A 22,214-nucleotide genomic window follows, 5' to 3' on the forward strand; every position below is an offset into this window, starting at 1 on the left:
AGTTGTTATCTATTACTTCTTAGCTGCTTTTGGTCTCTTAGTTCCGTATTTAGAACGACCTTGCATACGCTTGTCAACACCTGCAGTATCTAAAGCACCACGAACGATATGGTAACGTACCCCCGGTAAGTCTTTTACACGTCCACCACGGATAAGAACAACACTGTGCTCTTGTAAGTTGTGTCCGATACCTGGGATATAAGCAGTTACTTCGATTTGGTTAGTTAAACGTACACGAGCATATTTACGTAATGCTGAGTTCGGTTTCTTTGGAGTCATTGTACCAACACGAGTACAAACACCACGTTTTTGTGGAGCTGATAAATCTGTTGATTTTTTCTTTAATGAGTTGAAACCTTTGTTTAATGCTGGTGATTTTGATTTCCATACTTTAGAAGTACGTCCATTACGCACTAACTGGTTAATAGTAGGCATGAGTTTTCCTCCCTTCAAATATTTATAAGACCACACATCCAGGTGGTTCATAATTAGTTGAAAACAAAGTTTTTGCAAGAAGGAAGAAAGGTATCTTCCTTCTCACAAAAACAGTTTTAACTGTATATTCCTAAATTAGCCCCGGATCTAACCTGCCAAAGATTAGCAGTGCTATTGTCTAGGAGCAACCTTGAATATCTTATCATTTTTCATCAAATGATGTCAACTCAAGTTTTAAAATATTTTAAGTTTATTTTTCAACTAATACTTCTTCATTCATTTCAACTGATTCGTTTAAATCTTTAACAAGATCTACTTTACGGTATCTGTTCATACCCGTACCAGCTGGAACCAACTTACCTATAATAACATTCTCTTTTAATCCTAGCAACTCATCGCGTTTTCCTTTTATTGCCGCGTCTGTTAATACACGCGTCGTTTCTTGGAATGATGCAGCAGATAGGAATGAGTCTGTTTCTAATGATGCTTTTGTAATACCTAGTAATAATGGACGAGCAGTTGCTGGTTGTTTACCTGCAAATAAAGCTTCTTTATTCGCTTCAGTAAATTGATGTAATTCTAGTAATGTACCTGGTAATAAATCAGTTTCACCAGCATCCATTACACGAACTTTCTTCAGCATTTGACGTACCATAACCTCTACGTGTTTATCTCCAATTTCTACCCCTTGCATACGGTATACTTTTTGAACTTCACGCAGTAAGTATTCTTGAACAGCATTTGTACCTTTTACTTTTAAAAGTTCTTTCGGATCAATTGAACCCTCAGTCATTACTTGACCGCGTTCAATCGCTTCACCTTCTTGAACTTTAAGTCTTGCGCCATAAGGAACTGGATAGCTTCTAGATTCAACTGAGCCTTGAACAACAATCTCTTGTTTATCTTTCGCGTCAGTAGAAATAGAAATAATACCATCGATTTCCGAAATAACCGCTTGACCTTTAGGGTTACGCGCTTCAAATAGCTCTTGAATACGAGGTAAACCTTGAGTGATATCGTCTCCCGCTACCCCACCTGTATGGAATGTACGCATCGTTAACTGTGTACCTGGTTCACCGATTGATTGAGCAGCGATAATACCAACTGCTTCACCAACTTCTACCTCAGCACCCGTAGCTAAGTTACGGCCATAACATTTTTTACATACTCCATGGTGAGTATTACATGTAAACGCAGATCGGATATTAACTTCTTCAATACCTGCATCGATGATTTCACGAGCTAAGTCTTCTGTAATTAAATCGTTCTCTTGTGCAAGTAATACACCAGTTTCTGGGTGACGTAGAGTTGAACGTAAATGACGACCAACTAGACGATCATATAATCCTTCAATAATTTCGTTACCTTCTTTAATTGCTTTAACATGTAATCCACGGTCAGTACCACAATCATCTTGACGAACGATTACATCTTGTGCAACGTCAACTAGACGACGAGTTAAGTAACCTGAATCGGCTGTTTTAAGTGCTGTATCGGCAAGACCTTTACGTGCACCGTGTGTAGAGATGAAGTATTCAAGTACCGTCAGACCTTCACGGAATGAAGATTTAATCGGTAACTCAATAATACGTCCAGCCGGGTTGGCCATCAGACCACGCATACCTGCAAGCTGAGTGAAGTTCGATGCGTTACCACGGGCACCAGAGTCACTCATCATAAAGATAGGGTTACGTTTGTTTAGGGAAGCCATCAGCTTTCCTTGAATTACATCCTTCGCGTCACTCCAAATTGCAATTACACGATCGTAACGCTCATCTTCTGTAATTAAACCACGACGGAATTGTTTTAATACTTTATCTACTTTTTCTTGAGCTTCATCAATAATTAATTGCTTTTCAGGTAATACGATGATATCGGATACACCAACCGTAATACCAGCTTTAGTAGAGTATTTAAATCCAAGATCTTTCATGCGGTCTAGCATTTTAGATGTTTCAGTAATTTTGAAACGTTTAAATACTTCAGCAATAATATTTCCTAGGATTTTCTTTTTGAAAGGAGCAATTTCTTCTCTGCTTTCAATAATTTCTTTAACATTCGCACCTTTTGAAACAAAGTACATCTTAGGCGTTTCTTTTTCAAGATTGCTTTGAGTTGGTTCATTAATATAAGGGAACGATGTAGGTAAGATTTCGTTAAAGACAAGCTTACCAACTGTTGTTATTAGTAATGAATTATTTTGTTCTTCAGTGAATGTTTCGTTATTTAATGTTCCAGCTGCTACAGCAATACGTGAATGTAAGTGTACATATCCGTTTTGGTAAGCAACTAAAGCTTCATTGATATCTTTAAATACCATACCTTCACCGACAGCGCCTGCACGCTCAAGTGTTAAGTAATAGTTACCTAATACCATATCTTGAGATGGTGTAACTACTGGTTTACCATCTTTCGGATTCAGGATGTTCTGTGCTGCAAGCATTAGAATACGAGCTTCTGCTTGAGCTTCACTTGATAACGGAACGTGAACGGCCATTTGGTCACCGTCAAAATCGGCATTGTATGCAGTACATACAAGCGGATGTAGACGAATCGCACGACCTTCTACTAATGTAGGTTCAAACGCCTGAATACCAAGTCTGTGTAGAGTTGGGGCACGGTTAAGTAACACTGGATGCTCACGAATTACTGACTCTAATACATCCCAAATTTCTGGGTGTAAACGTTCAATTTTACGTTTCGCAGATTTAATGTTGTGTGCTAATCCACGCTCTACTAATTCTTTCATCACGAATGGTTTGAATAACTCAATCGCCATTTCTTTAGGTAATCCACATTGATACATCTGTAAGTTTGGTCCTACAACGATAACCGAACGACCAGAGTAGTCAACACGTTTACCAAGTAAGTTTTGACGGAAACGTCCTTGCTTACCTTTAAGCATGTGAGAAAGAGATTTTAATGGACGGTTACCTGGTCCAGTAACTGGACGGCCACGACGACCATTGTCAATTAACGCATCAACAGCTTCTTGAAGCATACGTTTTTCGTTTTGTACGATAATGCTTGGTGCACCAAGGTCTAATAAACGTTTTAAACGGTTGTTACGGTTAATTACACGACGATATAAATCATTTAGATCTGAAGTTGCAAAACGTCCACCATCTAATTGAACCATTGGGCGTAATTCAGGTGGAATTACTGGAAGCACATCTAGGATCATCCAAGAAGGCTCGTTTCCAGAGTTACGGAATGCTTCTAAAACTTCTAAACGTTTAATTGCTCTTGTACGACGTTGACCTTGAGCAGTTTTTAATTCTTCTTTTAAAGAATCAACATCTTTCTCAAGATTAATATCGCTTAATAATTTTTTAATCGCTTCTGCACCCATAGATGCTTGGAAAGATTGACCGTAGCGCTCACGATAAGCACGGAATTCTTTCTCAGAAAGCAATTGTTTCTTTTCTAAAGGAGTATCTCCTGCTTCAGTTACTACGTAAGAAGCAAAGTAGATTACTTCTTCCAGGGCACGAGGGGACATGTCTAAAACAAGTCCCATTCGGCTTGGAATACCTTTGAAATACCAAATATGTGATACTGGTGCAGCTAATTCAATGTGACCCATACGTTCACGACGTACTTTAGCACGAGTTACTTCAACTCCACAACGATCACAAACTACACCTTTATAACGTACACGTTTATACTTACCGCAATGACATTCCCAATCTTTCGTAGGACCGAAAATGCGTTCACAGAAAAGACCATCTTTTTCAGGTTTTAATGTACGGTAGTTAATTGTTTCAGGTTTTTTAATTTCCCCGTATGACCACGAGCGAATTTTGTCAGGCGATGCAAGTCCGATCTTCATATACTCGAAATTATTTACATCTATCAAGGGGCCTACCTCCCTTTCTGTCCTAAGGTTTTACCCTATATAATACTTATTCTTTTACGTATTCCATATCCATTGCTAAATGCTCTGAAGCTTGATCATCATCATCTTCAGTATCGCGCATTTCAATTTCTTCATCTGTAGCAGACATCATCTTAACATCCATACCAAGTGACTGTAATTCTTTAATTAATACTTTGAATGATTCAGGAACACCTGGTTCCGGTACGTTTTCACCTTTAACGATTGCTTCATATGTTTTCACACGTCCAACTACGTCATCAGATTTAACTGTTAAGATCTCTTGTAATGTGTAAGCAGCACCGTATGCTTCAAGTGCCCATACCTCCATCTCACCGAAACGTTGTCCACCGAATTGTGCTTTACCACCAAGCGGTTGTTGCGTAACAAGTGAGTATGGTCCTGTTGAACGAGCATGTAACTTATCGTCTACCATGTGCGCAAGTTTGATCATATACATGACACCTACAGATACACGGTTATCGAATGGCTCACCTGTACGTCCATCATAAAGTACAGTTTTCGCGTCTCTTGCCATACCAGCTTCTTCAATTGTTCCCCAAACATCTTCCTCACGCGCTCCGTCAAATACTGGAGAAGCAACATGAATGCCAAGATATCTTGCAGCCATACCTAAGTGTAGCTCTAATACCTGACCGATGTTCATACGAGAAGGTACCCCTAAAGGATTTAACATGATATCAACTGGCGTTCCATCAGGTAAGAATGGCATATCTTCTTCTGGTAATATTCGAGAAATAACCCCTTTATTACCATGTCGTCCAGCCATTTTATCCCCTTCAGAGATTTTACGTTTCTGAACGATGTAAACACGAACAAGTTGGTTTACTCCTGGTGGTAATTCATCACCGTTTTCACGAGTGAATACTTTAACATCAAGAATAATTCCGCCTCCACCGTGTGGAACACGTAAAGATGTATCACGAACTTCACGAGCTTTTTCACCGAAGATTGCATGTAGAAGACGTTCTTCAGCAGTTAACTCAGTAACCCCTTTAGGTGTTACTTTACCAACTAATAAGTCTCCATCTTTTACTTCTGCACCAATTCGGATAATTCCACGCTCATCAAGATTCTTAAGCGCATCTTCACCAACGTTTGGAATATCACGAGTGATTTCTTCAGGTCCTAATTTTGTATCACGAGCTTCTGATTCATATTCTTCAATATGAACTGAAGTGTAAACATCTTCTTTAACAAGACGGCGACTCATAATGATCGCATCCTCGTAGTTGTAACCATCCCATGTCATGAATGCAACTAATACGTTACGTCCTAGTGCTAATTCACCTTTTTCCATTGAAGGTCCATCTGCAAGAATTTCACCTCTTACAACCTCGTCACCAACACTTACAATCGGGCGTTGGTTATAACAAGTACCTTGGTTAGAACGTACGAATTTTAACATACGATATTTATCAAGGTCACCTTTAACTTTTTGTCCATCTACATCTAAGTAACGACGAACCCAAACTTCTTTCGCTTCAACACGCTCAACAATACCAGGGTGTTTACAAATAACCGCAGCACCTGAGTCTTTTGCTGAAACGTATTCCATACCTGTACCAACGATTGGTGATTCAGGATTTAATAATGGAACTGCTTGACGTTGCATGTTCGCTCCCATTAGGGCACGGTTCGAGTCATCGTTCTCTAAGAAAGGAATACATGCTGTCGCAGCTGATACTACTTGTTTTGGAGATACATCCATGTAGTCAATACGTTCACGTTTAACAACAGTGTTGTCTCCACGGAAACGAGCTACTACATCTTCATCTAAGAAGCTACCATCTTCGCCTAAACGAGCATTCGCTTGGGCTACAACGTAGTTATCTTCTTCATCAGCTGTTAAATAATCAATTTTATCTGTTAGACGACCTGTATCAGGGTCTACACGACGATAAGGTGTTTCAATGAAACCAAATTGATTAACTTTTGCATAAGAAGAAAGTGAGTTAATTAATCCGATGTTCGGTCCCTCAGGTGTCTCAATCGGACACATACGACCATAGTGAGAGTAGTGTACGTCACGTACTTCGAATCCTGCACGTTCACGTGTTAAACCACCTGGTCCTAGCGCTGATAGTCTTCGTTTATGAGTAAGTTCTGCTAGTGGGTTTGTTTGGTCCATGAATTGAGATAGCTGTGAGCTACCGAAAAATTCTTTAATTGAAGCAATTACTGGGCGGATATTAATTAACGCCTGTGGAGTAACTGCATTTGTATCTTGAATTGACATACGTTCACGAACAACACGTTCCATACGAGATAAACCGATACGGAATTGGTTTTGAAGTAATTCTCCAACTGAACGTAAACGACGATTTCCTAAATGATCGATATCGTCTGTGTCACCTACATTATGTAGCAGGTTAAAGAAGTAAGAAATAGAAGCGATAATGTCAGCAGGTGAAATGTTTTTCACACTTTTACTTACATTCGCATTTCCGATAACTTGAATAACTTGTTCGCCATCACCTTCAACAGGAGCGTAGATTTTAATAGATTGTAATGTAATCTCATCTTCTAAAACGCCACCAGCTGGTTGAGCTACTTTTTCACCGATATTCTTCTCTAAGAACGGAAGAATGCGATCTAACGTACGACGATCAAGAGTTGTCCCCTTCTCAACAATAATTTCACCTGTTTCAGGATCTACTAGTGTTTCAGCGATACGTTGATTAAATAATCGGTTTTTAATGTGTAATTTTTTATTGATTTTGTAGCGACCTACGCTAGCTAAATCATAACGCTTCGGATCAAAGAAGCGAGTAATTAATAAGTTCTTAGCATTTTCTACTGTAGGTGGTTCCCCTGGACGTAATCTTTCATAGATTTCAAGAAGCGCTTTTTCAGTGCTATCTGTGTTATCTTTTTCAAGTGTATTACGTAGGTACTCATTCTCGCCTAGTAAGTCTAGAATCTCTTGGTCCGTTCCAAACCCAAGCGAACGAAGTAAGACAGTAACAGGTAATTTTCTAGTTCGGTCAATACGTACATATACTACGTCTTTCGCATCCGTTTCGTACTCTAACCAAGCACCACGGTTTGGAATAACTGTAGCCGTATAACCTTTTTTACCATTTTTGTCAATCTTTCCACTATAGTACACACTTGGAGAACGTACTAATTGTGAAACGATAACACGTTCAGCACCATTAATAATGAATGTACCAGTGTCCGTCATTAATGGGAAATCTCCCATGAAAACATCTTGCTCTTTAACTTCGCCAGTTTCCTTATTTAATAGGCGAACTTTTACTCGAAGTGGAGCAGCGTAGTTTACGTCACGCTCTTTTGATTCTTCTACAACATACTTCGGCTCACCTAAACTGTAATCAATGAATTCTAATGATAGATTACCTGTAAAGTCCTCAATTGGTGAAATGTCTTGGAACATTTCTCTCAAACCTTCATCTAAGAACCATTGGTAAGATGCAGTTTGGATTTCAATTAAGTTAGGTAACTCTAAAACTTCACTGATACGAGCATAACTTCTGCGTTGGCGGTGTCGTCCATATTGAACTAGTTGACCTGTCAACATATTTCACCCCTTAAATCAAGAGTATTTAAAACAAAAAAATAGTAACAAATAAGTACAAAAACTACTCACTTGTTAAACAAAAAATAAAATGGTTTCAAAATGAAAACCATTTATTAAACTCAAACGACAGTCATTTTACTATCATTTCCAAAGAATATAGAAATATACCCATTTCCAAAAAATTCATTTTTGAAAATAAATATATATTGGCATTTAATAATACTATCACAAGGGAAATTTAGAGTCAATCTTTTTTACTTTTTATGATATAATACCCTTTATCTTTTTTTACGACCTCTACTTCATCATAGATCTCATTCATTAAATCGATTGCTGAAGGCGCCCCTTGTTTCTTTTGAATTACTACCCAAAGTTCTCCTCCTGGAAGCAATTTTTCATGTGCACCTCTTAAAATTTCATGAACAACACTTTTCCCAGCTCGAATTGGCGGATTTGTTAAAATAGCCGCATATTTACCAGTTACATTTTCATAAATACTACTTTCATAGATATTCACGTTTTCAATCTTATTCACTTTAGCGTTATCTTTCGCTAATTCGATCGCTCTTAAGTTTACATCAATCATTTCGACTGTACGATCAGGATCGTCTTTGGCGATCGACAAACCAATTGGACCATAACCACAACCAACATCTAAAATATTCCCTTCAATTTCCGGGAATGTAAATACATTTATCAGTACTCTTGACCCAAAATCAACTTCATTTCTCGAAAAGACACCCGAATCTGACTGAAACTTTAAATCATTACCTCTCAAAGTAAATGAAAATATTTTTTTATCAGTCTTACTATTTGGTTGATTTGTAAAATAATGATCTGCCATTATAAATCCTTCTTCCATATATACTTCTTATCCATAGTTTTCCCAAAAGTAATTCTATATGTACAAAAAAAGCTCGCATAAATGCGAGCTTTTTTAAAAAAGTATTTCGAAATTACTTAACTTCTACAGAAGCGCCAACTTCTTCAAGTTTAGCTTTCATTTCTTCAGCGTCTTCTTTGCTGATTCCTTCTTTAAGAGCTTTAGGAGTGTTGTCAACTAATTCTTTAGCTTCTTTTAATCCTAAACCAGTTAATTCACGAACTACTTTGATAACTTTGATTTTTTGGTCGCCAGCGCCAGCTAACACTACATCAAATTCAGTTTGTTCAGCAGCAGCTTCAGCACCGCCACCAGCCATCATAGCCATAGGAGCAGCAGCAGTTACGCCAAACTCTTCTTCGATTGCTTTTACTAAGTCATTTAATTCTAATACAGTCATGTTTTTAACTGCTTCAATGATTTGTTCTTTAGTCATTGTAAATTTCCTCCTTGTTTATACCTTATAATATATTTTAAGCGATCTTGGCATTAAGCGCCTTGTTCTTCTTTTTGTTCTGCAACTGCTTTAGTTGCAAGAGCGAAGTTGCGGATTGGTGCTTGTAGCACGCTAAGCAACATAGAAAGTAAACCTTCGCGAGATGGAAGTTCAGCAAGAGCTTTAACTTCTTCAACTGTAGCAACGTTTCCTTCAATTACACCAGCTTTAATTTCTAAAGCATCATGTTTTTTAGCGAAATCGTTGATTACTTTAGCAGGAGCAATTACATCCTCCATACTAAACGCGATTGCGTTTGGACCAGTTAATGATTCGTTTAAACCAGCTAAACCAGCTTCTTCAGCAGCACGACGAGTTAAAGTGTTTTTGTAAACTTTGAACTCAACGCCAGCTTCACGTAATTGCTTACGTAATTCAGTTACCTCAGCAACATTTAAACCACGGTAGTCAACAACTACTGTTGATTTGCTATCACGTAATTTAGCAGCTACTTCAGATACAACTTGTTTTTTTGCTTCTAATACTGCGCTCATTTATTACACCTCCTGTGGATTTTAGTGTGTATACCGCAAAAGTGTAACCCATAACAAAACCTCCACGAATTTTTCAAAAAAAGACATGGAGGTTGTATATGCACGAATTTATCAGTTATACACCTCGGTAGGATATTAAGCAAAAGCACCTACTGTCTACGGTAGTCTATTTAATTAGCAAGACAATCTCCATTATAGAGAGTTCTTGTCGAATTGTCAAGTTTTGTTTTTATCTTAGAAACTAGCTGTATCTACTTTGATACCAGGGCCCATAGTTGAAGTAATTGCTACGTTCTTCATGTATGTTCCTTTAGCAGCAGCAGGTTTAACTTTTAACATTGTTTCAAAGATTGTTGTAAAGTTTTCTACTAACTTTTCGTTTTCGAAAGATACTTTACCGATTGGTACGTGAATGTTACCAGCTTTATCAACACGGTATTCAACTTTACCAGCTTTGATTTCGTTAACAGCTTTTGTTACATCAAATGTAACTGTACCTGTTTTAGGGTTTGGCATTAAACCTTTAGGTCCTAATACACGTCCTAATTTACCAACTTCAGCCATCATGTCTGGAGTTGCTACTACTACATCAAAGTCGAACCAACCTTGTTGGATTTTGTTGATCATGTCAGCATCGCCTACGAAATCAGCACCAGCAGCTTCAGCTTCTTTAGCTTTTTCACCTTTAGCGAATACTAATACACGTTGTACTTTACCAGTACCGTGTGGAAGAACTACTGCACCACGAATTTGTTGGTCAGCTTTCTTTGGATCTACTCCTAAACGGAACGCTACTTCAACTGTTGCATCGAAGTTAACAGTTGTAGTTTTTTTAACAAGTTCTACAGCTTCGTTTACTGCATAAACTGCTGTACGATCTACTAATTTAATAGCTTCTTGGTATTTTTTACCTTTGTTAGCCATGTTTTATTCCTCCTAATGTGGTTTTAACGGATTTTCCTCCCACGAATAAAGGTTGCGATAAAATACATCAAAAGATGTTCGCAACCTCCTCAATCACACCTTATTGAAGATGGGATTAGTCTTCAATAACGATACCCATACTACGTGCAGTACCTTCAACCATACGCATAGCAGCTTCTACAGAAGCAGCATTTAAGTCAGGCATTTTTTGTTCAGCAATCTCACGCACTTTGTCGCGTTTTACTGTTGCTACTTTCTTACGATTTGGTTCACCTGAACCAGACTCGATACCAGCCGCTACTTTAAGAAGTACAGCAGCAGGAGGAGTTTTCGTAATAAATGTAAACGAACGATCTTCGAATACAGTGATTTCAACAGGAATGATTAGACCAGCTTGGTCAGCTGTACGAGCGTTGAACTCTTTACAGAATCCCATGATGTTAACACCTGCTTGTCCTAATGCAGGACCAACTGGTGGTGCTGGGTTTGCTTTACCTGCAGGAATTTGCAATTTTACCATTTTAATTACTTTTTTAGCCACGAGACACACCTCCTTAAGTCCGTGATGTGGTAATAGGGGATTCCCCTCCCACTCATATCGTTTTGCATTCTCATGCATATTCTTATACAGAAGTTAATACCATCTATTCGATGCATATTGACCTTTAAAAGTCTAACACTTTCAAAATAAAAATGCAAGGTCTAGTATTATAATTTTTCAACAAGATGTAAATCCAACTCAACAGGAGTTTCTTTGTTAAAGAATTCTACTAATACAGTAACTTTTTTCTTTTCGAAATCAATTTCTTTAATTGATCCAGTATAGTTTGCAAACGGTCCTTCTTTTAAACGAACAACTTCGTTCACTTCTAAATCAACATCAATTATTTGCTCATCAAGACCCATGTGTTTTAGAATGTGCGTAATTTCTTCTTCTAAAAGTGGTGTCGGTTTTGAACCAGATCCTGCTGAACCAACGAAACCAGTTACACCAGGTGTATTACGAACAACGTACCAAGAATCATCTGTCATAACTAATTCAACTAGTACATAACCTGGAAACACTTTACGTTTCGTAACTTTCTCTTTACCGTTCTTCATTTCTACTTCAGATTCTTCTGGAACAATTACGCGGAAAATTTTATCCTGCATTCCCATTGTTTCTACACGTTTTTCTAAATTCGCTTTTACTTTATTCTCATATCCTGAGTAAGTATGAACTACATACCATCTTTTTTCCATGTTAGAGGACTACTCGTCCTTCCCTCCCCGGTCAACTTTCTTTGCAAATTAAAAAACCCGTCACCGGGCTTTTTTTAAACATTATCACTCATTATAGCACAATTAGATTTAACTTATTCAAGAATAAGTCGAATTAAATTAGAAATCCCTGTGTCAAGTACAGCGAAAAACACTACAAAGAAAAATACTGTAGCTATTACTGTAATTGTTGAATTAACTAATTCTTTTCTTTTAGGCCATGAAACTTTTTTCATTTCACTTTTTATTTCACGAAAAAACTTACCGATACGACCCACTGATGCAACCCCCATATATATACTTGTTCAGAGAAACGCGTACCAGCCCATCTTTTGTCCGCATTTATCTTACTTCAATTACTTCGTTTCTTTATGCGTAGTATGCTCATTGCACGTTTTACAAAATTTTTTCATCTCCAAACGTTCTATAGAAGAGGAGTTCTTCATCGTGGAGTAGTTTCTATTATTGCAATTAGTGCACGACAGGACAACTTTTTTTCTCATGGTGACACCAACCTATTTCATCTATAATTATCCATTAAAAATGTACCATGTGTGCATTGAACTGTCAAACTGAATTCTCTATTGGCTTCATACTGATAATTCTCTTATCTCCATATATCTTTCAAGTTTTCTTTTTACCCTTTGCAATGCATTATCAATCGATTTTACATGTCGATTCAACTCTTCAGAAATTTCTTGGTAAGAACGGCCGTCTAAATAGAGTGATAATACTTTTCTTTCTAAATCGCTCAATAATTCAGACATTTTAAGCTCTATGTCCACATTCTCTTCTTGATTAATAACAAGTTCTTCTGGATCCATATTTTTTGTTTCTGTTAACACATCCAATAATGTTCGGTCAGACTCTTCATCATAAATAGGCTTGTCCAACGAAACATATGAGTTTAGTGGTATATGTTTTTGTCTTGTTGCGGTTTTAATTGCTGTAATTATTTGCCTGGTAATGCATAATTCTGCGAACGCCTTAAAGGACGAAAGCTTATCTTCTTTGTAGTCACGAATTGCCTTGTATAATCCAATCATACCTTCTTGAATAATATCCTCGCGGTCAGCACCAATTAGGAAATAAGATCTAGATTTTGCTTTTACGAAATTGCGGTACTTTTGGATTAAAAATGTTAGTGCTTCTTGATCACCTTCTCGAACATATTCGAGAATTACTTCATCTTCTAAAGGACCATATTCTACCATTAGCTTCAATTCCTGCTCAACGTTCAAAATTAGCACCCCCGACCATACAATTTATTCAATTATAACGCACAAAGAAAAAGGAAACAATAAGTCATCGTTCCCCTCTTCGCCATTTTTCTAAAATTTCTGTTTGTTTTGAATTTAAAGTTTTGCTAATTGTCAGTCTTTGGTCAGGTATTTCATTAATTTGGTGACTTATCACTTTTTTATTTTGTGTCACCGATCGATATAGCTCCATAGCAGGTATACGTAGTGCACCTTGTCCAAAAATTTGCCATTGCTCAGTAAAATCCGATGTCGCGACATAAATTTGATGATTAACATGACGAAGCTCGATTGCAAGCTTTTCTATTTTTTCATCAGCCGTTTGATTTTTCCTTGTAAAAATCACTTCTACCTTAGAAAGTTTATCAACTTTCTCAATCCCATTTACAAAATGAGCATCAAATACAACGATAATATACATCCCTGTATAAGCCTTATATTCAGCAAGCAGTGTAATAAGATAATCTCGAGATTTATCAAAATCAATTTCTCGAAGTTTTCTTAAATTCGGCCAAGCTCCAATCATGTTATAACCATCAACGATTAGGATTTCTTTCTTTTTATGATCCAAGCGGATGTCTCTTTCGATGGATTTCGTACATTAATAAACTAGCCGCAACTGAAGCATTTAATGATGTAACTTTACCAACCATTGGTAGCTTTATAAGGAAATCACATTTTTCTTTTAGTATCCTGCTCATACCTTTACCTTCACTACCAATAATTAACCCTAGTGAGATTTGGCCATCCATGTTTCGATAGTCATCTGCACCTTTTGCATCTGTACCAAAAATCCAAACTCCTCTTTGTTTTAGATCATCAACTGTTCTAGCTAAGTTCGTTACTCGTGCAACTGGGATGTATTCGATTGCACCAGTCGAAGATTTAGCAACTGCTGAAGTTAAACCAACTGCTCTTCTTTTTGGAATAATAATACCGTGAGCACCAACTGCATCGGCAGTTCGCATAATTGAACCTAAATTATGCGGATCTTCAATTTCATCAAGAATTAAAAAGAATGGTTGCTCATTACGACTATTTGCAATTTCAAATAAATCGTCAATTTCCGCATATTCATATGCAGCTACTTGAGCAATAACACCTTGGTGATTCCCCTTAACCATTCCATCTAACTTCTTATTTGGAGCTGTTTGGACAAGAACCTTATTTTGGTTTGCCATTTCTAGCAACTTATGGATTTGTCCCTTATTTGCGCCTTCACTTACCCAAATTTTATTAATATCTCGACCTGAACGTATTGCTTCCATAACAGGATTACGCCCAATAATAAATTCCTCAGACATGTTATACTCCTTCATTCTCAATAAATTGAATAGCATACTGGACAATTATATTGAGTCTTTCTTCATTTTTTAATAAATAATGATAACCGATTAACGCTTCAACTGCGGTCGCATATCGATACGTTTGAACATCAGTATTTTTTGGGATTGTTCCCGATTTCGCATTACGCCCTCTTTTTACAACAGCAATTTCTTCTTCTGTTAAAAAATCCGCTGAAAGCATTTCTCTGATTACTTTAGCTTGTCCTTTCGCAGAAACAAATCTCGTTGCTGCTCTATGAAGTTGATTTGGTCTAACCGTTCCTTTTTCAAGGAGGTGATGGCGTACATAAATTTCATACACAGCATCACCAATATAAGCAAGTGCTAAACTATTAAGTTGTTTAACATCAATATTATGACTACTTTCAATCATGAAGTTATCCTCTTTTCCAACGAATACCTTGTGGAGTATCTTCAATGATAATATTCAACTCTTTTAATTGATCACGAATTTGGTCAGCTAAAGCAAAATCGCGATTTTTTCGAGCTTCTGTACGCTTTTGAATTAACGCTTCAATTTCATCATCCAAAATCGCTTCTTCTTTAACTAGCGTAATGCCAAGTACACTAGATAATTCATCAAAAGCACCTAAAAATTGATTGATCACATTAGTAGAAGTGTGTGTTTCCAATAAGTACTGATTAGCTGATTTCGCTAATTGATACAATACTGAAATCGCATTAGCTGTATTAAAATCATCGTCCATTACCTTTTTGAAAACAGCTTTTTCATCTTCAATTTCTTTTATCCACTTATTGTCATCTTCTGTTAAATTCGTACTACTTTCTAGACGGTGCTTAAGATTTTGATAAGCAGTCTTAATTCGGTCAAATCCATTACGAGCTTCTTGTAAAAGTTCTTCACTATAGTTAATCGGGTGACGGTAGTGTACAGATAACATAAAGAAACGTAAAAGCATTGGATCAATTAACTTAATAATGTCATGTACTAAAACAAAATTCCCAAGTGACTTAGACATTTTCTCATTGTCGATATTAATATAACCATTATGCATCCAGTAGTTAGAAAATGTTTTACCACTTAAAGCTTCTGATTGAGCAATTTCATTCTCATGGTGTGGGAAAGATAGATCTTGACCACCTGCATGAATATCAATTGTTTCACCAAGATACTTTTTAGCCATTGCTGAGCACTCAATATGCCATCCTGGTCTACCTTTACCCCATGGGCTTTCCCAGAAAATCTCGCCTGGCTTCGCAGCTTTCCATAATGCAAAATCTAATGGATCTTCTTTCTTTTCACCAACTTCAATTCTTTCACCTATACGAAGGTCTTCTATTGATTGATGAGAAAGTTTTCCGTAACCATTAAATTCCTTTGTTTTATAGTAAACATCGCCCTCAGACTCATATGCATACCCTTTTTTAATTAATTCATCGATAAATTCAATGATGATATCCATATTATCCATCACACGAGGATGATTTGTTGCTGTTTTGCAACCTAAAGCTTGAACGTCTTCAAAATAAGCATTAATAAATCGATCTGCAATCGTAGGTACATCTGAAGCTAATTCATTTGCAGCTTTAATTAACTTATCATCTACATCCGTGAAATTTGAAACGTAGTTTACTTCATAACCTCTGTATTCAAAATAGCGTCTTACTGTATCAAATACGATAGCAGGTCTTGCATTTCCAATGTGGATATAATTATAAACGGTAGGACCACAGACATACATTTTCACTTTACCTTCTTCTAAAGGTTTAAAATCTTCTTTATTCCTTGTTAACGTATTATAAATTTGAATTGCCATTTGATTTACTTCCTTTCAGTTATACTCATTAAACTTCTTAGTTCTTCTAACTCTGCTTCTAGTTGAAGTAATCGATCCGCTACTGGGTCAGGTAAATCGCAGTGATCAAATTGATTATTTACTCTAATTCCATCTTGAACAACTATCTTACCAGGTATACCAACAACGGTCGTATTATTTGGGACATCTTTTAGTACAACTGAATTTGCACCGATTTTTGCATTTTCTCCGATTGTAATTGACCCTAGTACTTTTGCTCCAGTAGCAACTAGTACACCACTTAATAACGTTGGATGTCGCTTACCTTTTTCCTTCCCCGTTCCGCCTAATGTTACTCCTTGATAAATTGTAACATCGTCGCCTATTTCACAAGTTTCTCCAATAACAACCCCTGCACCGTGATCAATAAAAAATCTTCTCCCAATTTTTGCGCCAGGATGGATCTCAATACCTGTTAAGAATCGAGCAAACTGTGAAATACTTCTTGCAATAAAGTACCATTTTTTTCGATAGAAATAATGTGCAAATCGATAAAGCCATAATGCATGTAAGCCGGCATACGTAAGAATAACTTCTAAATAGCTAGTAGCGGCTGGATCGCGTTCAAATATCGTCGCTACATCTTCCTTCATGTACCTTAGCATCTTCATTTCCCCTTAAAGAATTTATTAAAAATTGATTCTTGCTAATCTTTATCTCTGTCTAAAAATAAAAAGCGTCCCTGTGTAATAAATACACAGAGACGCTTTGATGCGCGGTTCCACTCTGTTTAGATAATTTTGCATTATCTCAACTCATGTAATGTAACGGTTTCCACCGCCCTAGCCTACTAAAACATTCGGCTAAGGACTCAAGGGGGCACTTCCATGACTATCGTTAAAATCACTTCCACCAATGTGATTCTCTCTGAGTAACGAGTATCCATGTACTTTTCCCTATCAACATTTTACCTGTATGAATATTACTTATATATATTACAATTGTTTCAAAATGTTAACCAATTATTTGTTGTAAACGAGCAATTACTTTTTCTTTTCCTAATAAAGTCATTGCAGCTGGTAATTCAGGACCGTGACATTGGCCAGTTGTAGCAACTCGAATTGGCATGAATAATTTTTTACCTTTTTGACCAGTTGCTTTTTGAACTGATTTCATTGCCGCTTTAATTGAATCAACTGTGAATTCCTCAGAAGCATTAAGTTCTCCAACTAATGTCGAAAGTACTTCCTTCACTTGCTCTTCAGAAATAACAGCTTGCTCTTCTTCTCCAAATGATAATTCATCTTTGAAGAATAAGCTAGATAATTCTACAATTTCAGCACCAAAACTCATTTGGTCTTGGTATAAAGCAACTAGATTTGTTACCCACAGATTTTCTTCTGCAGTACGCTCTTCCTTTACATAACCCGCTTTAATTAAATGAGGTAATGAAATTTCTACAACCTTTTCTAATGGTTGTTCTTTAATGTATCGGTTGTTAATCCAAGTTAATTTTTGTTTATCAAACATAGCTGGTGCAGAACTTAATCGGCTAGGATCGAAAATTTTAATAAATTCATCCTTGCTGAAAATTTCTTCCTCACCAACAGGTGACCAACCAAGTAGAGCAATAAAGTTGAATAAAGCTTCTGGTAAATAACCAAGATTTTGATACTGTTCAATAAATTGTAATACAGATTCGTCACGTTTTGAAAGCTTTTTACGGTTTTCATTTACAATAACTGCCATATGACCGAAATCTGGAGCATTCCAATTTAATGCACGATAAACCATTATTTGTTTAGGCGTGTTTGAAATATGCTCTTCTCCACGAAGGACATGACTAATTTCCATTAATGCATCATCAACTACTACTGCATAATTGTATGTTGCAATACCGTTCTTTTTAACAAGAACCCAGTCACCAATGTCTTTTGATTCGAATTTAATGTTTCCACGAACGATGTCTTCCCACTCATACGTATCATTAGCTGGTACTGCAAAACGAATTGTATATTCCGCACCTGTAGATTCTTTTGCAGCTCTTTCTTCAGCTGATAAATGACGGCATTTTCCGTTATAGCGAGTAGTTGGAAGTCCAGAAGCTAACTGCGCTTCACGTTCCGCTGCTAGTTCTTCCTCTGTACAATAACATTTGTATGCATGTCCTTTTTCAATCAGTTCATTTGCATACTGTTTGTATAAGTCTAATCTTTCTAATTGACGATAAGGACCGAATTTGCCGCCTTTATCTGGACCTTCATTCCAATCAATACCTAACCAGTGTAAATATTTCGCTTGGCTCTCTTCGCCACCTTCAACATTACGCTCGATATCCGTATCTTCAATACGTAAAACCATATCACCATTAAAATGTTTAGCAAATAAATATACATATAATGCAGTACGTGCATTTCCAATATGTAAATGCCCTGTTGGACTAGGTGCATAACGAACTCTTACTCTATTTGACATTTATAGACACTCTCCACTGAATAATTAATATACTTTATTTTATTAGTTTAAGACTTCTTCTTTAACAATACAACTGCTTGTGAAGCAATTCCTTCTTTTCTTCCTGTAAAACCTAATTTTTCAGTTGTCGTTGCTTTTACGTTAATACAATCAGACGTTGTTTCTAACAATTCTGCTATTCTATCTCTCATTGATTGAATATATGGCGCCATTTTTGGTGCTTGAGCAATAATTGTACAATCAGCGTTCACTAATTCATAACCTTTTTCTTTTACGATATTAAATACATGTTGAAGTAGTTTTGCAGAATCAGCATCTTTAAAAGCCGGATCAGTGTCTGGGAAATGTCTCCCTATATCCCCTTCTCCAATAGCTCCTAGTAATGCATCCGAAATTGTATGCAGAAGTACATCCGCATCAGAATGCCCTAGTAAACCTAATTCATACGGAATTTCAATTCCACCAATTATTAATGGGCGATTTTCAGCAAAAGCATGTACATCAAACCCTTGTCCAATTCTAAACATGTAAACACCTTCTAACTTCTATATTGTTCATAGATTGTTTCCGCAAAAAACAAATCTTCTTTTGTTGTTACTTTTATATTATTATAATCACCATTTACCACAGAAACTTTACTTCCATTCCATTCAACTAAACTTGCATCATCAGTGCCTAAAAATCCATTTTCAATAGCTTTTTGATGAGCTTCCATCAGACACTTATATGTAAAAGCTTGAGGAGTTTGAATCCCCCATAGTGTAGAACGATCAATTGTTTCAACGACCACGCCATCAATAACTTTTTTGATCGTATCTTTCATCGGAACTGCACAGATGACTGCCTCATGTTCATTCATCTTTACAAGAATTCGTTCAATTACTTCATTCGTTACAAAAGGTCTTGCACCATCATGAACCAGAATTAAACTTTCTGTATCTTTAATAGAAACTAAGCCATTAAAAACACTTTCTTGCCTTTCAGATCCACCTTTTACATAAGTAATCTTATTTTGAATAAAGCTTGGCAAATTTAAAGAATGAAAGAAATGTTGTTCAGATTCTTTTATCGGTAAGATAATCTCATTGCAACGCTCATCTTCACCAAATACTTTTAAAGTTAATTCGATAATAGGTGAGTTCATTATTTTAAGAAATAATTTATTGAAGCCTGCACCCATACGTGAGCCTGAACCCGCTGCTGGAATGATGACCTTATATTGCATATTACGTATACCCCTCTACCTTACTTTACTTTTGCAAAAATCATACGACCTGCAGAAGTTTGTAGTACACTCGTAACCACTGTATCTATTCGTTTTCCAATGGATTCTTTCCCATCTTCTACAACAATCATTGTACCATCATCAAGATAAGCAACACCTTGTAGCTTTTCTTTTCCTTCTTTCACTACAAATGCAGTTAACACTTCCCCAGGCAATACTACAGGTTTAATTGCATTTGCTAGGTCATTAATATTCCAAACTTTTATTTGTTGAAGCTCACTCACTTTATTTAAGTTAAAGTCGTTCGTAACTAAAATACCATTTCTTAATTTAGCAAGCTTAACTAATTTAGCATCAACCTCAGGAACATCCTCAAAATCGCCTTCGTAGATTTCTACTTTCATAGCTAACTCTTTTTGAATGCGATTAAGGATATCTAATCCTCTTCGTCCTCTGTTTCGTTTCAAAGTATCTGAAGAATCAGCTATATATTGTAACTCTGCTAATACGAACTGTGGAATGACGATTGTTCCTTCGATAAATCCTGTCTGACATATGTCAGCAATACGACCATCAATGATTACACTAGTATCTAGAATTTTAACTGGTATATCGTTATTCTCCTGTTCTTCAGCAGCTTTTTTCTTAGCCGCTCTTGAAGATAAAGTGAATAAACTTAATAATTCTTCCCTTTTCTTAATCCCAACCTGAAATCCTAAATAACCTAATAAAATTGTAACTACTATTTGTATAATTGATGAAACATACTGCAATCTAATTGAGTCAATTGGCAATGAAATAAGAAATGCCAGAATAAGTCCAAAAACAAGTCCTAAACTACCAAACAAAATCATTGAAATAGGAGCTTTTAATAATTTCTCCTCAATATACTTGATAAACTTTACTGTTGGGTCTACTAACCAAAGCGACAAAATAAAAAAGATCACTGCACCACTTAAAGCTTGCACATATGAATTATGCAAAATATTAGGCATCTCTGTTTTTAACAATTTATCTACTAATGGAAAAAGTACTAAAGAAAGAGTACTTCCGACAAAGATGTAAATAACTTGAACGATCCTCTTTATCACTTCGCCACCTCCTTTAATTAAATAATGATATTATCTATCTTAGACGATATAACTTAGTTATGTCTATTGATATACAGTTGTTCTTGAATTCGTTTAAGCCCTTCTTTGATTTTTTTAGCGCGAATTTCACCAATCCCATCAACATCATCAAGCTCATCAAGAGTAGCTTTATAGATACCTTTCAGGTGCTTAAAACGTTGTGTTAAGTTTTCAATTACTAATGGTGGTAATCTAGAAATTTTCATTAACATACGATAACCTCTAGGCTCTACCATCTCTTCAAGATTTGTGTTATTCGGATAACCTAGTAGCTTTATAATGACATGATCTTCTAATAATTCTTCATTTGCTAATTCTTGAAGTTTTTGCAAAATACTTTTAGGATCTTGTTCTTTGTTATAATGATAATCCTTTATTAAAAGTAATGCCTCCTCCTCAAGGTCCGAAATAATCTCAATTAATTGTAATTCGATTAATCTTCCTTCATCTCCAAGCTCAATTACATAGTTATTTATTTCGTTTTTTATACGTAATACCATCTCAACGCTATGTAATACATTTACAACTTCAAATAATGTAACTAACTCTTCAAATTCTAGAATACTAAGTGATGTAATACCTTGGTTCCATACACTCTTATATTTTTCCAGAGTCTGAATCGCTTGGTTTGCCTTTGTTAAAATGACACCGATATCTCGAAGTGTATAACGTAAATTACCTTTATATAAAGTAATAACATTACGTCTTTGCGATATAGCAATAACCAAGTTTCCTGTTTGTCTAGATACTCGCTCCGCTGTTCGATGTCTCATCCCAGTTTCTTTTGTATAAATTGATTGATCTGGAATTAATTGCGCGTTAGCTAATAGTATTTTTGTACCACTTTCATTTAAAATAAGTGCCCCATCCATTTTTGCTAATTCATATAAGCTAGCTGGCGAAAATGGGTCATTGATATGAAAGCCACCATCTACCATTTCTTTTGTTTCATCATTAAAGCCAAGTACAATTAAACCACCAGTTTGCGCTCTTAGTACATTATCAATACCGTCACGTAATGGTGTACCGGGAGCAATCATCTCTAAAACGGGTAACATTGATTTAGCTTTTTGTTTTTGATCTTCCAT

At 36.3% G+C, this 22,214-nt stretch carries 22 protein-coding genes and 2 other annotated features; all 22 genes read right to left on the reverse strand.

What is annotated here, in order from left to right:
- Nucleotides 1-12: 12 nt before the first annotated feature.
- The 22 genes from rpsL to disA all read right to left on the reverse strand — a co-directional run bounded on the left by rpsL (nt 13) and on the right by disA (nt 22,214).
- Entirely contained in the window at nt 13-435 is a 423-nt protein-coding gene (rpsL, locus tag B7R67_RS12270; protein ID WP_056467392.1) for a 30S ribosomal protein S12, read from the reverse strand.
- Nucleotides 436-685: 250 nt separating this feature from the next.
- Entirely contained in the window at nt 686-4,294 is a 3,609-nt protein-coding gene (rpoC, locus tag B7R67_RS12275) for a DNA-directed RNA polymerase subunit beta' (RefSeq protein ID WP_088070815.1), read from the reverse strand.
- A 46-nt stretch (nt 4,295-4,340) separates the two neighbouring features.
- Nucleotides 4,341-7,874 carry a DNA-directed RNA polymerase subunit beta gene (gene rpoB / locus B7R67_RS12280; protein WP_088070862.1) on the reverse strand — a complete coding sequence of 1,178 codons (3,534 nt, stop codon included), beginning with the start codon at nt 7,872-7,874 and terminating at the stop codon, nt 4,341-4,343.
- A 247-nt stretch (nt 7,875-8,121) separates the two neighbouring features.
- Nucleotides 8,122-8,721 carry a class I SAM-dependent methyltransferase gene (locus tag B7R67_RS12285; RefSeq protein ID WP_088070817.1) on the reverse strand — a complete coding sequence of 200 codons (600 nt, stop codon included), beginning with the start codon at nt 8,719-8,721 and terminating at the stop codon, nt 8,122-8,124.
- A gap of 112 nt (nt 8,722-8,833) precedes the next feature.
- Entirely contained in the window at nt 8,834-9,196 is a 363-nt protein-coding gene (gene rplL, locus B7R67_RS12290; RefSeq protein WP_088070819.1) for a 50S ribosomal protein L7/L12, read from the reverse strand.
- Between the two features lie 53 nt (nt 9,197-9,249).
- Nucleotides 9,250-9,750, reverse strand: a complete 501-nt coding sequence (gene rplJ / locus B7R67_RS12295; RefSeq protein ID WP_088070820.1) for a 50S ribosomal protein L10 — start codon at nt 9,748-9,750, stop codon at nt 9,250-9,252.
- A 44-nt stretch (nt 9,751-9,794) separates the two neighbouring features.
- Nucleotides 9,795-9,930 (reverse strand) — a sequence feature (ribosomal protein L10 leader region).
- Nucleotides 9,931-9,984: 54 nt separating this feature from the next.
- Nucleotides 9,985-10,674, reverse strand: a complete 690-nt coding sequence (gene rplA / locus B7R67_RS12300) for a 50S ribosomal protein L1 (protein WP_088070822.1) — start codon at nt 10,672-10,674, stop codon at nt 9,985-9,987.
- Nucleotides 10,675-10,789: 115 nt separating this feature from the next.
- A complete protein-coding gene (gene rplK, locus B7R67_RS12305; protein ID WP_056467373.1) occupies nt 10,790-11,215 on the reverse strand; it encodes a 50S ribosomal protein L11 in 426 nt (141 codons plus the stop codon).
- A 167-nt stretch (nt 11,216-11,382) separates the two neighbouring features.
- The gene (gene nusG / locus B7R67_RS12310) at nt 11,383-11,916 is read right to left on the reverse strand and encodes a transcription termination/antitermination protein NusG (protein WP_088070826.1); all 534 of its coding nucleotides are present in this window, start codon (nt 11,914-11,916) and stop codon (nt 11,383-11,385) included.
- Between the two features lie 113 nt (nt 11,917-12,029).
- Entirely contained in the window at nt 12,030-12,212 is a 183-nt protein-coding gene (secE, locus tag B7R67_RS12315; protein WP_088070828.1) for a preprotein translocase subunit SecE, read from the reverse strand.
- 78 nt (nt 12,213-12,290) lie between these two features.
- On the reverse strand, nt 12,291-12,437 hold the full coding sequence (rpmG, locus tag B7R67_RS12320) for a 50S ribosomal protein L33 (RefSeq protein ID WP_088070830.1): 147 nt from the start codon (nt 12,435-12,437) through the stop codon (nt 12,291-12,293).
- Nucleotides 12,438-12,524: 87 nt separating this feature from the next.
- Nucleotides 12,525-13,175 carry an RNA polymerase sporulation sigma factor SigH gene (gene sigH / locus B7R67_RS12325; protein WP_268876027.1) on the reverse strand — a complete coding sequence of 217 codons (651 nt, stop codon included), beginning with the start codon at nt 13,173-13,175 and terminating at the stop codon, nt 12,525-12,527.
- A gap of 64 nt (nt 13,176-13,239) precedes the next feature.
- Nucleotides 13,240-13,719 carry an NYN domain-containing protein gene (locus B7R67_RS12330; RefSeq protein WP_088070866.1) on the reverse strand — a complete coding sequence of 160 codons (480 nt, stop codon included), beginning with the start codon at nt 13,717-13,719 and terminating at the stop codon, nt 13,240-13,242.
- 34 nt (nt 13,720-13,753) lie between these two features.
- Complete coding sequence (gene rlmB, locus B7R67_RS12335) at nt 13,754-14,497, reverse strand: 23S rRNA (guanosine(2251)-2'-O)-methyltransferase RlmB (RefSeq protein WP_088070832.1); 744 nt, start codon at nt 14,495-14,497, stop codon at nt 13,754-13,756.
- Between the two features lies 1 nt (nt 14,498).
- Entirely contained in the window at nt 14,499-14,912 is a 414-nt protein-coding gene (locus B7R67_RS12340; protein WP_088070834.1) for a Mini-ribonuclease 3, read from the reverse strand.
- A gap of 4 nt (nt 14,913-14,916) precedes the next feature.
- Nucleotides 14,917-16,317 (reverse strand): cysteine--tRNA ligase, encoded by a 1,401-nt coding sequence (gene cysS / locus B7R67_RS12345; protein WP_088070836.1) that lies wholly within the window; start codon nt 16,315-16,317, stop codon nt 14,917-14,919.
- Between the two features lie 5 nt (nt 16,318-16,322).
- Entirely contained in the window at nt 16,323-16,961 is a 639-nt protein-coding gene (cysE, locus tag B7R67_RS12350) for a serine O-acetyltransferase (RefSeq protein WP_088070838.1), read from the reverse strand.
- 91 nt (nt 16,962-17,052) lie between these two features.
- Nucleotides 17,053-17,268: a binding site (T-box leader), on the reverse strand.
- 42 nt (nt 17,269-17,310) lie between these two features.
- Complete coding sequence (gltX, locus tag B7R67_RS12355; RefSeq protein ID WP_088070840.1) at nt 17,311-18,771, reverse strand: glutamate--tRNA ligase; 1,461 nt, start codon at nt 18,769-18,771, stop codon at nt 17,311-17,313.
- Between the two features lie 47 nt (nt 18,772-18,818).
- Nucleotides 18,819-19,298, reverse strand: coding sequence for a 2-C-methyl-D-erythritol 2,4-cyclodiphosphate synthase (gene ispF, locus B7R67_RS12360; RefSeq protein WP_088070842.1), 480 nt, complete (start codon nt 19,296-19,298; stop codon nt 18,819-18,821).
- Nucleotides 19,299-19,309: 11 nt separating this feature from the next.
- Nucleotides 19,310-19,996 carry a 2-C-methyl-D-erythritol 4-phosphate cytidylyltransferase gene (gene ispD, locus B7R67_RS12365; protein ID WP_088070844.1) on the reverse strand — a complete coding sequence of 229 codons (687 nt, stop codon included), beginning with the start codon at nt 19,994-19,996 and terminating at the stop codon, nt 19,310-19,312.
- Between the two features lie 20 nt (nt 19,997-20,016).
- A complete protein-coding gene (locus B7R67_RS12370; protein ID WP_088070846.1) occupies nt 20,017-21,087 on the reverse strand; it encodes a PIN/TRAM domain-containing protein in 1,071 nt (356 codons plus the stop codon).
- Between the two features lie 53 nt (nt 21,088-21,140).
- Nucleotides 21,141-22,214 (reverse strand): DNA integrity scanning diadenylate cyclase DisA, encoded by a 1,074-nt coding sequence (gene disA, locus B7R67_RS12375; RefSeq protein ID WP_088070848.1) that lies wholly within the window; start codon nt 22,212-22,214, stop codon nt 21,141-21,143.

This window comes from Gottfriedia luciferensis (assembly GCF_002156865.1).
GTDB classification, from domain to species: Bacteria; Bacillota; Bacilli; order Bacillales; family Bacillaceae_G; genus Gottfriedia; species Gottfriedia luciferensis.

Coding starts and splice junctions, on each gene's coding strand:
- ispF (WP_088070842.1), bottom strand. CDS start 19,298: ATGTTTAGAATTGGACAAGGGTTTGATGTACATGCTTTTGCTGAAAAT.
- gltX (WP_088070840.1), bottom strand. CDS start 18,771: ATGTCAAATAGAGTAAGAGTTCGTTATGCACCTAGTCCAACAGGGCAT.
- rpmG (WP_088070830.1), bottom strand. CDS start 12,437: ATGAGAAAAAAAGTTGTCCTGTCGTGCACTAATTGCAATAATAGAAAC.
- nusG (WP_088070826.1), bottom strand. CDS start 11,916: ATGGAAAAAAGATGGTATGTAGTTCATACTTACTCAGGATATGAGAAT.
- rplJ (WP_088070820.1), bottom strand. CDS start 9,750: ATGAGCGCAGTATTAGAAGCAAAAAAACAAGTTGTATCTGAAGTAGCT.
- rlmB (WP_088070832.1), bottom strand. CDS start 14,497: ATGTCTGAGGAATTTATTATTGGGCGTAATCCTGTTATGGAAGCAATA.
- B7R67_RS12340 (WP_088070834.1), bottom strand. CDS start 14,912: ATGATTGAAAGTAGTCATAATATTGATGTTAAACAACTTAATAGTTTA.
- rplA (WP_088070822.1), bottom strand. CDS start 10,674: ATGGCTAACAAAGGTAAAAAATACCAAGAAGCTATTAAATTAGTAGAT.
- rpsL (WP_056467392.1), bottom strand. CDS start 435: ATGCCTACTATTAACCAGTTAGTGCGTAATGGACGTACTTCTAAAGTA.
- rplL (WP_088070819.1), bottom strand. CDS start 9,196: ATGACTAAAGAACAAATCATTGAAGCAGTTAAAAACATGACTGTATTA.
- cysE (WP_088070838.1), bottom strand. CDS start 16,961: ATGCTAAGGTACATGAAGGAAGATGTAGCGACGATATTTGAACGCGAT.
- B7R67_RS12285 (WP_088070817.1), bottom strand. CDS start 8,721: ATGGCAGATCATTATTTTACAAATCAACCAAATAGTAAGACTGATAAA.
- ispD (WP_088070844.1), bottom strand. CDS start 19,996: ATGCAATATAAGGTCATCATTCCAGCAGCGGGTTCAGGCTCACGTATG.
- disA (WP_088070848.1), bottom strand. CDS start 22,214: ATGGAAGATCAAAAACAAAAAGCTAAATCAATGTTACCCGTTTTAGAG.
- cysS (WP_088070836.1), bottom strand. CDS start 16,317: ATGGCAATTCAAATTTATAATACGTTAACAAGGAATAAAGAAGATTTT.
- B7R67_RS12330 (WP_088070866.1), bottom strand. CDS start 13,719: ATGATTGGAGCTTGGCCGAATTTAAGAAAACTTCGAGAAATTGATTTT.